A 14,338-nucleotide genomic window follows, 5' to 3' on the forward strand; every position below is an offset into this window, starting at 1 on the left:
TTTTGGGAACCAGATGAAGACCAGTTTTCCCGTCGACGGCATGGCGCTCGATCGCGAGAGCCCCGCCAATCTGCATCGGCAGCTCTATGTCCAGTTGCGCGGCCTGATCGAACGGCGCGTGCTGCCGAGCGGCCACGCATTGCCCTCGACACGGGTCATGGCGCGGGATCTGAATGTCGGGCGCAACACGGTGATTGCCGCTTGCGATCAGCTGGCGCTGGAAGGGTATCTCGCCATACGGCCACGCAGACCCTCAGTGGTGATGGACCTGCCGACCCGCTCGGTGGCGGTGGAAGATGTATCGCTCGAGGACGCCAATCCGATATCGCGGCGCGGGCAGACAATGCTTGCGCAACCCTACCATCATGGCCGGCCGGGCATGCTTGCCTTTCATCCCGGCATGCCGGACCCGGGATAATTTTCCGTTCAACACCTGGTCGAAACTGCTCAGCCGCCGCGCAAAATTCGCGCATATCGATCTTTTCGGCACCTATCACGTCAAAGGCTATCCACCGCTTTGCGAGGCGATAGCGCGCTACCTCACCGCATCGCGCGGCGTGAAGTGCACCGCCGAGCAGATCGTGGTGACCAATGGCGCGCAATCGGCGTTCGATCTCCTGGCCCGGCTGCTGATCGATGACGGCGATACGGTGTGGATGGAGGAGCCGGGCTATTACGGGGCCGGTTCGGCCTTTGTCTCGGCCGGGGCGAAACTGGCGCCGCTGCGCGTCAGCAACGCCGGCTGGAACCTTGATCCGCCGCCTGTCATTCCGCGCATGATCTTCGTGACGCCCTCCTGCCATCACCCGCTCGGCATCACCATGCCGATGGAACAGCGGCTCAATCTCTTGCACATGGCCGAGACCTGGCGCTCGTGGATCATCGAGGATGACTATGACGGCGAATACCGTTTCCAGGGACAGCCCATTCCGGCACTGCAAGGCATCGGCGCGTCAAACCGTGTGGTCTATGTCGGCACCTTCGCCAAGATACTTTTCCCGGCGATGCGCCTCGGCTTCATGGTGGCGCCCAAGGCGATAGACCATACGATCGTCTCGGCGCTGAGCGTCAGCGGCCAGTTCGCCCCCTTGCTGACCCAGGCGGCGCTCGCGGATTTCATGAACGAAGGGCATTTCACCCGCCATCTCAGACGCATGCGGCGCCTCTATGCGGAGAGGCGCCAGTTCTTCCTCGAAAGCGCGCAAAGGCATCTGGGCGAGTGGCTGGATTTCCACGCCACCGAATCCGGCATCCAGGTCGTCGGCATTTTTCGCGAGAAATGCAGCGACTGGGCGGTTGCCGAGGCGGCGCTTCAGCAGGGCATCAACGTCTCGGCTTTGTCGATCCAGTACCGTCACGGCACGGAGCAGAACGGCCTCGTCATGGGCTTCGCGGCAGCCGATGCGCCGACGACCGAAAAGACGATGCAGAAGTTTCGCGCCGTGCTGCAAAGCCATTTTAGCGAACGAATAGTCAGGGGTAAAAGCCCGAGATTGGGCGACATGCGTTAGAGATGCTGGCGGAGGAAGGCTCCCACCATGTCGACAGCGTCGCGCGCGGCTTGCAGCTGGGCAAGGTTCGAGGGGAAAACATGCGTCATGCCTTCCCAGATATGCAGCGCTGCATCGCCGTCCGCGCTCGACGCCGCCTCGACCACGCGGCGTGAATCGTCGAGCAGGATCTCGTCATCGCCGACATGGACCAGCAGCGGCGGCAGTCTGCCCAGGGGCTGATAGAGCGGCGAGGCGCGTGGATCGCTGGGATCGGCGCCTTTGAGATAGAGGTCAGCCGCCTTTTTCAGCTCGTCGCGTTTCACCAACGGGTCGGCTTCCGCTCTCGTCTGCATCGAGCCGCCGGCCAGCGCAAGATCGGCCCATGGCGACATCAGCACCGCGCAACGCGGCATGACGCCAGTGCCCTTCGTGGCCTTGGCCGCTACCAGCGTCAGCAATGACAGCGCAAGGCCACCGCCAGCCGAGTCGCCGGCAATCGCGATCGCCTCTTGGCCCATTTCGCAAAGCCCGGTGAATACACTGAGCGCATCGTCGATGGCGGCCGGAAAAGCGTGCTCGGGTGCCAGCCGGTAGTCTGGAATGAAGGCCGGTGCGCCGCCACGCTGCACGATCTGGCTGACGAAGTTGCGGTGACCGATGGCCGAGCCGAGCACATAGGCGCCGCCATGAAGGTAGAGGATCACGGCGCGTGAGGAACCGGCCTTTGGCCGGCACCATACGCCCGATACCGCCCCGACCGTGCCTGTCTCGAAGCTGATCCCGTCGGCGGCAGGCGTGTGTTGCATCAGCTCTTCGAAGGCTGGCCGCGACGCCGGCGCAAACTCCAGCGCCGGCAACGTCGCCAGCATGTCGCGCATCGCTTGCATGACCGCGCGGTCACTCTCGTCCTCGGGGTGGATTTCGACGCTCATGAGTTGGTCCTAAGGCTTGAGAAGTTCGGTGCGGAATTCCGGAGCGAGCGCCGCGGCTTTGGCGAGAAAGGCGCCGAATTCGTCCTTTGTCAGCTCCGGCGCGGATGCGGTACGGCTCTCGACCGGTGTTCCGACCTGGGCAAAGAACACCTCCTGCCCGGCGGGTGCGCACATGCATAACATGCGCACATCAGCGCCTGAGACATTCTTGAAGGAATGCGGCGCGTTGGCGGGGATGTTCACCGTCATGCCTGCTTTGGCCACGCTTTTTTGGCCACGAAAGGTGAACTCCATCTCGCCTTCCAGGAGGTGGAACATTTCCTCGAAATCATGCCGGTGCGGGCCGGGGCCGCCGCCATCGGGAACCTTCATGTCGATCAGGCAGAAGCGTCCGGCCGTCTGTGTGCCGGAAAGCAGCACGGTGTAGGTGTCGCCGACCACGGCCAGATGCTGAAGCGATGCATCGTCGGGATCGACGACCGAGAGCTGGCGATCGAGGTCGTCAGCGGGGATTTCGAATTCGGGCATGTCTGGCCTCCAAGGGGGGTACCGGCGGGTTGCCAGCTTTCGTGTCAGTGGTACCTGCTAGTTAGGGCCGGCACAGCAAAAAGGTCGTTCGACCGGCTGGACTCACTGTCCCACGGATGGAACAGTCGCCGGCATGATCGATCTCAATGACCTGCGCGTTTTCGAGAAAGTGGCGGCGACCAGCAGCTTCTCGATTGCCGGCCGCGCGCTCGGCCTGCCGAAATCGACGGTCAGCCGCAACATCGCAAGGCTGGAGCAGCAGCTGGGTGCGCGGCTGTTTCAGCGCACCACCCGCGCCGTGATCTTGACCGCCGCCGGGGAGGCGTTGCAGACACGCTGCGTCGAGCTGATGGTGCGGATCGACGAGACGGTGACCTATGTCGAGAGCCTCGCCGGCGAGCCGCGCGGTTTGCTGCGGGTCAGCGCCGGCATCGGCTTCGGCATCAATGTCCTGTCACGGCATTTGCCCGCATTCCTCGCCCGCTTTCCCCATGTCGATGTGTCGCTCGACCTGACAAGTCGAGACCTTGATCTTGTCGCCGAGCGGGTCGACGTGGCGATCCGGATGGGGCCGCTGCCGGATTCCGCACTCGTGGCGACACGCCTGGGCAGCGTGCGCCGCTGCCTCGCCGCTTCGCCGGACTATCTCGCCCGGCACGGCACGCCGCTGACGCCGGCAGAGCTGTCAAAGCATGAATGCATCGAGATGCCTCGCGGCGACGGCCGGACGCGGACCTGGCATTTTTACCGGGGCGGCGAGATGGCCACGGTCGATGTCCGCAACCGGGTCAGCGTCAACGATGCGCTGACCATCCATCAACTTGTTCGCAACGGCGCCGGTCTCGGCGTGCTTTCAACTTATCTCTGTATTGACGATTTCGCCGAAGGGCACCTCGTCCCGCTGCTCACCGATTGGGACATCGCGCCGGTCGAGGTCAATCTGCTGTTCCCGAGCAAGCGCGAGCTGTCGCAGACGGTGCGCAGCTTCGTGGATTTCATGCGCGAGGTTTCGGTGCCCAACGAGCATTGGCAAGGCGGCATCGTCGGAACGGATTGATGATCGGTTTCCTCTCGCTTGTGGGGCACCTCAGATCGGCAGTTCCGATGTGTACTTGATCGTCCAGCTCGGCACGTCGGTCTTGACGTTCTGGACACCCTTGATGCGGCTCAGATGCTCCGACTGGAAGCGGCGATAGTCGTTGATGTCGGCCGCCACCACGCGCACCATGGCGTCGCAGTCGCCGAGCATCAGGTAGCATTCCATGACTTGCGGCAGCTTGGCCACTTCGGTGGCGAAATGCTCGATCGTGTCCTCGTCCTGCGTCTTCAGCCAGATGCGGGTGAAGAAGGTGAGGCCCTTGCCAATGCTGGCCGGGTTGAGCACCGCGACATAGCGGTCGATGACGCCGGCTTCCTCCAGAAGCTTCACGCGCCGCAGGCAAGGCGAGGGCGACAGCCCGACCTCATTGGCCAGATCATTGTTGGCCATGCGGCCGTCGCGCTGCAGCGCCCGCAGGATGCGCCTGTCGATGTCATCGAGTTTCATGGTGTTGAACTCCATCTTTTTTGATATCTGTGACATCTGGTGCCAAGAATAGGTGAAATGCGACAATCTTCGCAACCAAATTGCGGAGAGGTGCGGGTATGTTTGCCGCCGGTATCACGAGAGTTCAAAACGCAGGGAAGCGGCGGCCGCGGGGCCGGCCGATGGTAGAGCATGAGCATTTCACAGACGGTCGAGGCGGCGGGCGATGGCTCGGGATCCGAATTCCGCCGGGGCGTCGCGTCCTGCGCGCCGGTGCTGTTGGGCACCATTCCCTATGCTCTGGTGCTGGGCGCGCAGGCGACGCAGAAAGGGCTGACCACGGTCGAGCTATCCATGATGACGGGGCTGAATTTCGCCGGCGGTTCGGAATTCGCGGCGATCCAGTTGTGGACGTCGCCGCCGCATATCCTGCTCATCGTCGCCATAACCTTCCTGGTCAACAGCCGGCATCTGCTGATGGGAGCGGCGCTCGCACCGTTCCTGCGCGGCCTGCCGCGCCGCAAGGCGTTTCCAGCGCTGTTCTTCCTATGCGACGAAAGCTGGGCGCTGGGCCTTGCCGATGCCAAACAGCGCGCTGCCGCCGGGATCACGCCGGCCTTCAGCCCGCGCTATTATATGGGCGCGGCGCTGGCGATGTACCTGGCCTGGGTGGGCTTCACGGCGACGGGCGCGCTGCTCGGACCGATGCTCGGCGATGTCCAGCACTACGGTTTCGACATGGCGTTTCCGGCCGTCTTCCTGGTGCTGATGCGCGGCATGTGGAAGAGCGTGGCGGCGGCGCGACCCTGGCTGGTCAGCCTGGTCGTTGCCGCCCTTGTCTATCTCTGCGTTCCCGGCGCCTGGTATGTCGCGGCGGGCGCGGTGTCGGGGCTCGCCGCTGCCTGGCTGATGGCAGGTGATGCATGATCGACGCGGCAACCTTTCTCACCATCGTGCTAATGGCAGGGGTCACCTATCTGACGCGGATCGGCGGCTATGTCGTGCTCCGCAACCGCACGCTCAGCGCCCGTGCCACGGCGGTGATGGAGGCAGCACCGGGCTGCGTGCTGATCTCGGTCATCGCGCCGGCTTTCGTGTCCCGGAATCCGGGCGATCTGCTGGCCTTGGCGATCACTCTCGTCGCGGCGACGCGGTTCTCCATGCTGCCGACCGTGCTGATCGGCGTGGGTGCTGCGGGCCTGCTCAGACATTTCATCGGATAGAATCCAACAAAAGCCAGGCGGGCGCCCGCGTTTACTGGACCGTGGACGTGATGCGCCGACCGCTGGCGTCGAACAGATGCAACTGGCTCAGGTCTGGCGCGAGGAAAACCTGTTGGCCCGGCATCACGGGAATACGTTCGCGCAGCAGTGCGCTCAGCGTGTTGTTGCCAGCCTTGGCCATGACAAGCGTTTCCGCGCCGGTCGGCTCGACCACTTCGACCACGGCCGGCACGCCGCTGTCGGAGAGCCTGAGATGCTCTGGCCGGATGCCCCAGGCCAGCGCGCTTTCGCCCTGTTCCAACACCGGCAGCGGAAACACGATGCCGTCGCTGGCGGTAAAACCGTCCGCCGTGGTGCGGCCCTGCAGGATGTTCATCGACGGCGAGCCGATGAACTGGGCGGCGAACAGATTGGCCGGGCGGTCGTAGAGATCGAGCGGGGCGCCGACCTGTTCGACGATGCCGCCATTCATGACGACGATCTTGTCGGCCATGGTCATGGCTTCGACCTGGTCGTGGGTGACGTAGACGATGGTGGTTCCCAGGCGCTGGTGCAGCGCCTTGATCTCGGTACGCATCTGCACGCGCAGCTTGGCGTCGAGGTTGGAGAGCGGCTCGTCGAACAGGAAGACTTTCGGGTCGCGCACGATGGCGCGGCCCATGGCGACACGCTGGCGCTGGCCGCCGGACAACTGGCGCGGATAACGCTCCAGCAAATCCTTCAGTCCGAGGATCGTCGCGGCGCGCATGATCTTGGCGTCGATCTCGCTTTTGTCGGTCTTCTTCAGCGTCAGCGCGAAGGCCATGTTCTCGCGCACCGTCATATGCGGGTAGAGCGCATAGTTCTGGAACACCATGGCGATGTCGCGCGATTTCGGCGCGACGTCATTGATGACCTTGCCTTCGAGCGCGATCTCGCCGGCGCTGATGTCTTCCAGCCCGGCAATCATTCTCAGCAAGGTCGACTTGCCGCAACCGGACGGACCGACGAGGATGACGAATTCACCCGATGCAATATCGACCGACACGCCGTGGATAACCCTGGCCTTGCCATAGGCCTTCTCGACGCCTGTTATGGTGAGCGCACTCATTGGTTTTTTCCTTAGAAGAGACCTTGTCGCCGCCCTTGAGTTGCAAGATCTGCCGCGCCTCGTCAGGAGTGGCCACGAAGGCGCCGAGCCCCTCGATGATCTGGCGCACCTTCCTTACCTGCTCGGCGTTCGATTTCGCCAGCTGGCCCTTGCCGATCCACAGCGAGTTCCTCCAGCCCGACGCGCACATTGCCGCCGAGCGCAATCGCCTGGGTGGCGATCGGCAGCTGGCTGCGGCCAGCGCCCAGCACCGACCAGTGGTAATCCTGTCCAAACAGGCGGTCGGCGGTGCGCTTCATATGCGCGACATCCTCCGGATGGGTGCCGATGCCGCCCAGGATACCGAACACGCTCTGGATGAAGAACGGCGCCTTGACCAGGCCGCGCTCGACGAAATGGGCGAGCGTGTAGAGATGGCCGATGTCGTAGCATTCGATCTCGAAACGCGTGCCGTTCTCCGCGCAGGTGCGCAATATGTGCTCGATGTCGCCAAAAGTGTTGCGGAAGATGCGGTCGCGCGAGCCTTCGAGATAAGGCCGTTCCCAGTCATGCTCGAACGTCTTGAAGCGTTCCAGCATCGGATAGAGGCCGAAATTCATCGAGCCCATGTTGAGCGAGGCGACTTCCGGCGCGAAGGTCGCCGCCGGCTTGACGCGCTCCTCGACGCTCATCGTCGCGGCACCGCCGGTGGTGATGTTGATGACGCAGTCCGAACGCTGCTTGATCACCTTCAGGAAGGGCGCGAAGGCCTCGGTCGACTGGTCGGGCCGGCCATCGGCGGGATTGCGCGCATGCAGATGGACGATGGCAGCACCCGCCTCGGCCGCGCCGATCGCGGCATCGGCGATCTCTTGCGCGCTCACCGGCAGATGCGGCGACATTGACGGCGTGTGGATCGAGCCGGTGACCGCGCAGGTGATGATGATCTTGTTCTGGTTCGCCACTTGAAGATTCCTCGTCTATTTGACCGCAGCTTATTTCACCGCGCCTTATTTCACCGCACCTTGGGTGATGCCCGAGATGAACTGCTTCGACAGCACGATGTAGAGCAGGGTGATCGGCAGCGCCGCCAGCGTCAGCCCGGTGAACAGCACGCCCCAGTCGGTGGTGAATTCGCCGACGAAGACGGTGAGGCCCTGCGGCAGCGTCTTGAGATTGTCCGACGTGATCAGCACCAGCGGAAAGAAAAGTCGTTCCAGATCGGAACCGCGTTCTGGATCGCGACGATGACGAGCGCCGGGCGCGCCAGCGGCAGCATGATCGAGCGCATGATGCGAAATTCGCTGGCGCCGTCCATGCGTGCGGACTCTTCCAGTTCACGCGGCAAGGTCCGGAGGAAGCCGGTCATGATGAACACCGCCGAGGGAATGCCCATGGCGACATAGACCAGCACCAGGCCGGCATAGCTGTCGACCAGACCAAGCGAATACAGCTGGATGAACAGCGGAATGATCGCCAGTTTCAGCGGCACCGTCATGCCGCTTAGGAAAAACATCAGCACCAATGCGCTCAGCCTGAACTGGTAGCGGGCAATGGCGTAGGCGGCCATGGTGCTGAACAGAAGGATCAGCGCCACCGCGGCCACTGTGATGCCGACGGAATTGGCGAGGTAGCGGACGAAGTTGGTTTCGCTCCACACCCGCTCGGCATTGGCCAGCGAAAAGTGCGCCGGCAGGGCGAAGGGCGAACTGAAGATCTCTGCATTGGTCTTGAAGGACGACGTCACCATGACGAACAGCGGATAGATCATGATGACGGCGTTGATCGCCAGCATCAGCTGGATGGCGCCGTTCTTCAACAGTTCGGCGGGTTGCGCGGTGCGGGTTGTCGCGCTCACAGTTCGATCTCGCGGCGGCGCAGGTAGCGAAGCGCGATTGCGGTGACGCCGGCAACGATGATGAACATCATCACGGCCAGCGCGCTGCCTTGGCCGAAATCCTGGATGCCGGTCGTCGTCGAGCCGAAGGCGGTGCGGTAGAAATAGAGGCCGAGCACGTCGGTGGCGCCGCCGGGCGAGCCGGTGAGGCCGGCCATGACGTAGGGGATTTCGAACCAGTTGAAGCTGCCGATGAAGGTCAGGATGGTGACGATGGTCACGCTCGGCGCGATCAGCGGCCAGATGATCTTCGTCATCAGCACATAGTCGCCGGCGCCGTCGAGACGGGCGGCCTCGATCACTTCCTTGCTGACGCGCTGCATGCCGGCGAGCAGCACCAGGGTCGGGAAGCCGAGCCAGTGCCAGACATTGGCGAACAGGATGCTGCCCAGTGCCGTGTGTTCATTGCCAAGCCACGGGATGGCGCCGATGCCGACCAGCGCTAGCGTCTGGTTCACCAGACCGAACAGCGGGTGCAGGAAGAGTTTCCACAGGAAGCCGACGATGACCGCCGACAGCACGACCGGAAGAAAGACGATGACCTGGTGGATGCGGTGGCCGGGCAGCGCCTTCAGCAAGGCATAGGCGAGCAGGAAGGCGGTGCCGTTCTCGAACACCATCAGCGCCACGAAGGCGATGATGTTGTGCTTCAGCGCATTGTAGGTCCAGTCGCTATAAGGCTGTTCAAACAGCACCTTGCGGAAGTTTTCGAAGCCGATGAATCCGATCGGCTGCAAGCCGTTGAACTCATAGAAGGCAAGGCGGAAGGCCGACAGCAGCGGCCAGAGCACGAACAGCACCATGACCACCAGGGCCGGTGTCAGCAGGGACGCGATCCAGAGTGACCGGCGCCACGGAAAGGCTTTTGTGGTGTGGCGCCGGCCGATGCTCATGTCACTTGCCCTGGAAAGGCTTGTACCATTTGGCGAGGCCGCTGGTCAGGTCGGCGGCCAGCTGGTCCGGGGTGATCGAACCCGACATCATCTTAGTGATGTCGCCCTGCAGCAGCTCCGATCCCGTCGGCTTCTCGAAACGGAAGTAGACGACATTGATATGCGGCATGGCGGTTTCGTTCAACTTGGCGACATGGGCGAGAAGCTCGTCCTTGATGACGACGCCCTTGATTGGCGAGATGTTGCCGAGCAAAGCGGAGAACTTGTCGCCGAACTCCTTGGTGCCCATCCAGTTGACCAGCTTGAGCGCGGCCTCCTTGTTGGCCGACTTGGCGTTGACGGCATAGCCGCCGTCGAAGAACTTGGTCACCTGCGGCGTATCGCCGGCCTTGGCCATTGGCGGGGCGATGAAGTCCATGTTGATGGCCGGGTTCTGGGTGCGGTAGCTGGCGATGTCGAAGCTGCCGCCGGCCAGCATCGCCGCCTTGCCGCTGATGAACAACTGGCCGGCGGTGTCGTAGTCGATGCCTTCAAAGCCGGGCGGCATATAGTCGCGCAGTTCCAGCAGCTTGCCGAGCGCCGCGATATAGCGCGGGTCCTTGAAGGTGGTCTTGCCCGACGTCAGGTCGCTGACAAAGTCCTGGCCGAGGAACGGGTTGGTGAAGATGGCTACGAACATTTCGTTGAACCAGCTGGTGCCCATGCCGTTGGCGAGGGGATAAATGCCCTTGTCCTTCAGCGCCTTGCTGACGGTGATGAACTCATCCCATGTGGTCGGCGGCGTCAGCCCGGCTTTTGCAAAGACGTCCTTGTTGATGAACAGGCCGAGCGTCTGCGAGGCGAAGGGCAGGGAATAGACCTTCTTGTCGGCGCGGTAGGTGCCGGCCACCAGCGCATCGGCGGGCTGGTTGGCCAGCGAAGGCACCGTGGTCAGATCCTGCGGCTCGAAATAGCCCGCCTTCACGAACTGCTCGAGCCAGCCATAGGCGTGGGTGTGGATGACGTCGCCGCCCTTGCCGGCGGCCAGCGCCGTCGAGACGATGGTCGGATAGTTCTCGTCCGGGAAGGACTCGAACTTCACATGGATGTCCGGGTTGGCCTTGGTGAAGTCGGCGAAAAGTTCGTTGTAGGCGGCCTTGTCTTCCTGGCGCCAGGTCCAGAACGAGATGTCGGTGGCATGCGCCACGCCGGCTGCCAATCCCCATGCGAAAGACGCGGCCGCGAGGGCCAGCCCAATCCTTCTCCTGCTCATGTTGCAATCTCCCATTCGCGCTTGATGCGCTTTTTACGACGATTATCAAATCATAGTTCTTGCCGTCTGGGAAGATAGTTTGTAAAGTTTCCTAACTAATGTGGATTGAGACGAGGCGACCCGCTTCGTCCGGCGTGCGCGGTGGATGTCGGTGACCCAGAAAATCATTGCAGGCGTGGATATAGGCGGCACCAAGACACGCATCATGGCGTGCCAGGGCGAGCGCGCGATCGCCGACGAGGTGCTGGTGACGGAGAGCTGGCGCATCCGCCAGATGGAAACCGATGCGACGACACTGGCCGGGATCGTCGCCGGATTGTGCGGCTTCGCGCCAGCGGCCATGGCGGTTGGAGCGCACGGTTGTGACACGGACGAGCAATGCCTGCGCTTCCAGGCGCTGCTGGCCAGCAGGACCGGTGGTGCGGTGCAGGTGGTCAACGATGCCGAACTGATGGTGCCTGCCGCTGGCTATATCGATGGCATCGGCGTCGTCTCCGGCACAGGCTCCATCGCGGTGGCGCGCACGGCCGATGGCAAGATGCTGGCCGCGGGCGGCTGGGGCTGGATCCTTGGCGACGAGGGCAGCGCGCCGGCATTGGTGCGCGAGGCGGCCAAGGCAATCCGGCACAGCCTCGACCGGGGCCAGGATGGCGACCCGCTGATTGCCGCGCTGATGCGCGAACTCGATACAGACGACCAGACCAAGCTCGGCATCCTGCTCAACGAAACGCGCGGTGCGGCGGTCTGGGGCCGTTATGCCAATGCCGTGTTCGCCGCGGCGATCGCCGGCTCGGCTCTCGCCATCCGCGTCATCAGGGAAGGCGGCGCAGGGTTGGCCGCGCTGGTCGAACTCTTGATCGAACGCGGCGCCAATCCCGCCCTGGTCGTGGCTGGCGGCGGTGTCATCTCGGAGCAGCCGATGCTGATGGCGGCATTTGTCGAGGCCATGGCAAAGGTGTCGCCGTCGAGCCAGGTGCTGCTGCTGCGCGAACCGCCTGTGCTGGGTGCGGTCGCCTTGGCCCGGCGGCTGCTCGTCGGCCAAGGGCTGTCCTCGCAAATTGGAGTCGTTTGAATAATGAAGCGTATCGGCTATCGCCCGGCGGTGGCGCGCCAGACGGAAAGTCTCGAAATCGGCCGGCGTTCGGTGGCGGTCGCGTTGGACGGTCTTGATCTGCGGGCCTTCGCCGGCAAGACGATAGGGCTTGCCGGCATCGGCGCCAGCTACCAGGCCGCGCTGGCCGGCGCGCTTTATCTGCGCGCCTCCGGTATCAAGGCTTTTGCCTATACGCCGACCGATCTCTATGGTCGGACAGATGCAGCCGCCGTTGCGTTCATCGCGCTCTCGGCCTCCGGGCAGAGCCGCGAGATCTCCGACGTCATGCGCGAGGCCTCGGCGTCGCCGCGCCTCGCGGTCTGCCGTGGCAGCGACAATCCGCTGGCCACTCTCACCGGCGCCGTGCTTGCCACGGATTCGGGCGCCGACAATGGCGCCAGTTCGACCGGCTATACCGGGACCTTGCTGGCGCTTGGCATGCTGATCGACAGGCTTGCCGGCAACAGCTTCGACTGGACGCGTTTGCCCAGCGCTGTCGCCACCGTTCTCTCTGGCGCGCAAAGCGCTGCGGGCCAGGCGGCCCGGCTGCTGCAAGGCAGAGCATCCATCGATATCGTCGGCGCCGGTGTCGGCTTCGCCAATGCCGGCGAGGCGGCGATGCTGATCCGCGAGGCCGTTCGGGTGCCGGCATCGGGATGGGATACGCTCAACTATCTGCACGGACCGATGGAATCGCAGGATGCGGCAACCGGACTGATCGCCATCGGCGATGGCCGCGAGGTGAAGATCGCGCAGGATGTTGCGGCGCTGGGCTGTCCCTCGGTGCTGGTGACGCGGCGCGGCGATGTCGCTCCAGCCGACAGGCTTGTGGTGATCTCCATTCCAGCGCTCGGCAACGCCATTGCCGATGCCATTCTGGAGATCATCGCCATCCAGCTCATTGTCGGCGACATGCAGGACGCGGCCGGCCTCACCGATATCGTGTTCCGCTACCGCCAGACCGATATCAAGCTGAAACCGTGGTCACCGACCGAAGTCTAGCTTGTCTTGTTCGTGCTTTTTTTGGCGGCGTTTGATCTTCGATTTGAGATCATGCTCGTGGAAATTGCCAAACCGCTGGGCGATGGGGCATTCAGGGGAACATGCATGCACCTGTGAGTCGTGCCGGTGATTTCGCGCGCGACCGACGACAACAGGATTTCAGGGCAAAGGTCGAACGGCTGAGATGGCGGCTGCGGAAATCCCCAATCTGACCGACAGCGCCCGGGCCGTGCTGCGCGTGCTTGCCGCGCACGGGCCGGTGACGCGGCCGAAGCTTGGCGCCATGCTCGACCTGTCGAAGCCGACCATGTCGGCGGCGGTGTCGGAGCTGAGTGCGCTCGGCCTCGTTGCCTCGCGCGGGCTGGAGCGTGGCGCCATTGGCCGCACGGCGACGATCTACGGCATCGGCCCGGGCGCCGGCTACGCGATCGGCGTCGACGTCGGCGCCGCCCAGGTGCGCGCCGTCGCCTATTCGATGGACGCACAGAAGCTGGCATCGATCGAAGAACCCATCCCGGAAACGATAGCTGGCGATGCCGACGCGGTCGGCGCCGTCGTGCTGTCGGTGGCGCGTGCCACCATGGCCAGGGTGGCCAAGAGTTTTCGCGCGCTGCGTGCCATTGCGGTGGCCGTGCCGCGCATCGTCTCCAACGATCGCTTCGACCGGCCCGGTGGGCCGTCCGCCGTGCTCGGCCTGCTGCGGCGGAGTGTCGAAGTGCCGATCATCCTCGAAAACAACGTCAACTGCGCGGCCATTGGCGAGATGCATTTTGGCGCCGCGCAAGGCCACCAGACCTTCGCCTTTCTGCAGGTTGGCGTGCGGGTCGGCCTCGGCTTCATCACTGAGGGACGCTTGTTTCGCGGTGCCGGCGGTGCGGCCGGCGAAATCGGCCGCATGCCGTTTCCGTGGTCGGCCAGCGAGACGCCCTATCGTGAAGGGCTCGAACATTATCTTGGCTCGCGGGCGCTGATCGAGCGCTGCCGTGTCGACTGGCCCGCCGGGGAAGGCGCGCCGCCCGACTCGGCCAAGGATCTGTTTGCGCGCGCGCTCGAGGGCTCGCCGCCGGCAATAGCGGCCGTCGCGCGCCATGCTGCCGATATCGGCAGGCTGGCGGCCGGCTGCATCGGCATGCTTGACCCCGGCCTGATCGTGCTTGGCGGCGGTGTCGGCAGAAACCCGCTGATGACGGAAAACGTCGAGCACGTCGCGGCGGAACTTGCATGGCCGACACGGATCGCCGTCAGTTCGCTGGAAGACGGCGGCACGGCGCTCGGTGCCATGAAGCTGGCCGTCGACTACAGTCTCGGGCTGATGCTGCGCGAAGGCCGCCATCCGGCTGTCGTGCTGCCGCCGCTGTCCGAGGTCCAGCAGGACGACGCAAAGGACGCTTGATAAGAAAAAGGCAGGCGCCCGGCGCCTGCCTTTCCAGT

The 14,338-nt window shown here is 63.8% G+C and carries 18 protein-coding genes; 8 read left to right on the forward strand and 10 right to left on the reverse strand.

The features are described 5' to 3' along the window. Nucleotides 1-13: 13 nt before the first annotated feature. Together AC0V7N_RS13940 and AC0V7N_RS13945 are read left to right on the forward strand one after the other, a co-directional pair. Nucleotides 14-418, forward strand: coding sequence for a GntR family transcriptional regulator (locus AC0V7N_RS13940; protein ID WP_475458364.1), 405 nt, complete (start codon nucleotides 14-16; stop codon nucleotides 416-418). Beyond that, nucleotides 348-1,511 (forward strand): aminotransferase-like domain-containing protein, encoded by a 1,164-nt coding sequence (locus AC0V7N_RS13945; RefSeq protein WP_475458366.1) that lies wholly within the window; start codon nucleotides 348-350, stop codon nucleotides 1,509-1,511. The genes AC0V7N_RS13940 and AC0V7N_RS13945 overlap by 71 nt, the downstream gene beginning before the upstream one ends. Here AC0V7N_RS13945 and AC0V7N_RS13950 read toward each other — a convergent pair. After that, on the reverse strand, nucleotides 1,508-2,425 hold the full coding sequence (locus AC0V7N_RS13950) for an alpha/beta hydrolase (protein WP_475458368.1): 918 nt from the start codon (nucleotides 2,423-2,425) through the stop codon (nucleotides 1,508-1,510). The genes AC0V7N_RS13945 and AC0V7N_RS13950 overlap by 4 nt on opposite strands. A gap of 9 nt (nucleotides 2,426-2,434) precedes the next feature. Further along, a complete protein-coding gene (locus AC0V7N_RS13955) occupies nucleotides 2,435-2,953 on the reverse strand; it encodes a cupin domain-containing protein (RefSeq protein ID WP_475458370.1) in 519 nt (172 codons plus the stop codon). Nucleotides 2,954-3,086: 133 nt separating this feature from the next. On the opposite strand from AC0V7N_RS13955, the gene AC0V7N_RS13960 reads away from it, so the two are divergent. Further along, nucleotides 3,087-4,010: a LysR family transcriptional regulator gene (locus tag AC0V7N_RS13960; RefSeq protein WP_475458372.1), complete on the forward strand. Its 924-nt coding sequence runs from the start codon at nucleotides 3,087-3,089 to the stop codon at nucleotides 4,008-4,010. Between the two features lie 30 nt (nucleotides 4,011-4,040). On the opposite strand, the gene AC0V7N_RS13965 is transcribed toward AC0V7N_RS13960, so the two are convergent. Then, nucleotides 4,041-4,499: an Lrp/AsnC family transcriptional regulator gene (locus AC0V7N_RS13965; protein WP_027044481.1), complete on the reverse strand. Its 459-nt coding sequence runs from the start codon at nucleotides 4,497-4,499 to the stop codon at nucleotides 4,041-4,043. Between the two features lie 171 nt (nucleotides 4,500-4,670). Between AC0V7N_RS13965 and AC0V7N_RS13970 the strand changes: the two genes are divergently transcribed. Continuing rightward, nucleotides 4,671-5,405: an AzlC family ABC transporter permease gene (locus AC0V7N_RS13970; RefSeq protein ID WP_475458374.1), complete on the forward strand. Its 735-nt coding sequence runs from the start codon at nucleotides 4,671-4,673 to the stop codon at nucleotides 5,403-5,405. Further along, nucleotides 5,402-5,701, forward strand: coding sequence for an AzlD family protein (locus AC0V7N_RS13975; protein ID WP_475458377.1), 300 nt, complete (start codon nucleotides 5,402-5,404; stop codon nucleotides 5,699-5,701). Before AC0V7N_RS13970 ends, AC0V7N_RS13975 begins: the two co-directional genes overlap by 4 nt. A 31-nt stretch (nucleotides 5,702-5,732) precedes the next feature. Here AC0V7N_RS13975 and AC0V7N_RS13980 read toward each other — a convergent pair whose 3' ends face one another. The 7 genes from AC0V7N_RS13980 to AC0V7N_RS14005 are packed head-to-tail and all read right to left on the reverse strand — an operon-like array spanning nucleotide 5,733 to nucleotide 10,812. Further along, nucleotides 5,733-6,791 (reverse strand): ABC transporter ATP-binding protein, encoded by a 1,059-nt coding sequence (locus AC0V7N_RS13980; protein WP_475458379.1) that lies wholly within the window; start codon nucleotides 6,789-6,791, stop codon nucleotides 5,733-5,735. Continuing rightward, the gene (locus AC0V7N_RS40915; RefSeq protein WP_503428550.1) at nucleotides 6,703-6,900 is read right to left on the reverse strand and encodes a hypothetical protein; all 198 of its coding nucleotides are present in this window, start codon (nucleotides 6,898-6,900) and stop codon (nucleotides 6,703-6,705) included. The genes AC0V7N_RS13980 and AC0V7N_RS40915 overlap by 89 nt, the downstream gene beginning before the upstream one ends. Continuing rightward, nucleotides 6,854-7,735: a 3,5-dioxohexanoate:acetyl-CoA acetone transferase gene (kce, locus tag AC0V7N_RS13985; protein ID WP_503428551.1), complete on the reverse strand. Its 882-nt coding sequence runs from the start codon at nucleotides 7,733-7,735 to the stop codon at nucleotides 6,854-6,856. The genes AC0V7N_RS40915 and kce overlap by 47 nt, the downstream gene beginning before the upstream one ends. A gap of 45 nt (nucleotides 7,736-7,780) precedes the next feature. Further along, nucleotides 7,781-7,966: a hypothetical protein gene (locus AC0V7N_RS13990; protein ID WP_496627894.1), complete on the reverse strand. Its 186-nt coding sequence runs from the start codon at nucleotides 7,964-7,966 to the stop codon at nucleotides 7,781-7,783. Continuing rightward, nucleotides 7,960-8,628: an ABC transporter permease subunit gene (locus tag AC0V7N_RS13995; protein ID WP_496627895.1), complete on the reverse strand. Its 669-nt coding sequence runs from the start codon at nucleotides 8,626-8,628 to the stop codon at nucleotides 7,960-7,962. The genes AC0V7N_RS13990 and AC0V7N_RS13995 overlap by 7 nt, the downstream gene beginning before the upstream one ends. Beyond that, on the reverse strand, nucleotides 8,625-9,560 hold the full coding sequence (locus tag AC0V7N_RS14000; RefSeq protein ID WP_475458385.1) for a carbohydrate ABC transporter permease: 936 nt from the start codon (nucleotides 9,558-9,560) through the stop codon (nucleotides 8,625-8,627). Before AC0V7N_RS14000 ends, AC0V7N_RS13995 begins: the two co-directional genes overlap by 4 nt. Nucleotide 9,561: 1 nt before the next feature. After that, nucleotides 9,562-10,812: a sugar ABC transporter substrate-binding protein gene (locus AC0V7N_RS14005; protein WP_475458387.1), complete on the reverse strand. Its 1,251-nt coding sequence runs from the start codon at nucleotides 10,810-10,812 to the stop codon at nucleotides 9,562-9,564. A gap of 151 nt (nucleotides 10,813-10,963) precedes the next feature. Here AC0V7N_RS14005 and AC0V7N_RS14010 point away from each other — a divergent pair, with 151 nt between their 5' ends. The 3 genes from AC0V7N_RS14010 (at nucleotide 10,964) to AC0V7N_RS14020 (ending at nucleotide 14,300) form a co-directional block, all read left to right on the forward strand. Then, nucleotides 10,964-11,884, forward strand: a complete 921-nt coding sequence (locus tag AC0V7N_RS14010; RefSeq protein WP_475458389.1) for a BadF/BadG/BcrA/BcrD ATPase family protein — start codon at nucleotides 10,964-10,966, stop codon at nucleotides 11,882-11,884. Between the two features lie 3 nt (nucleotides 11,885-11,887). Beyond that, entirely contained in the window at nucleotides 11,888-12,907 is a 1,020-nt protein-coding gene (locus tag AC0V7N_RS14015; protein ID WP_475458391.1) for an SIS domain-containing protein, read from the forward strand. A 184-nt stretch (nucleotides 12,908-13,091) separates the two neighbouring features. Beyond that, entirely contained in the window at nucleotides 13,092-14,300 is a 1,209-nt protein-coding gene (locus AC0V7N_RS14020) for an ROK family transcriptional regulator (protein ID WP_475458393.1), read from the forward strand. Nucleotides 14,301-14,338 lie beyond the last annotated feature (38 nt).

The sequence above is a fragment of the Mesorhizobium kamtschaticum genome (assembly GCF_056174585.1).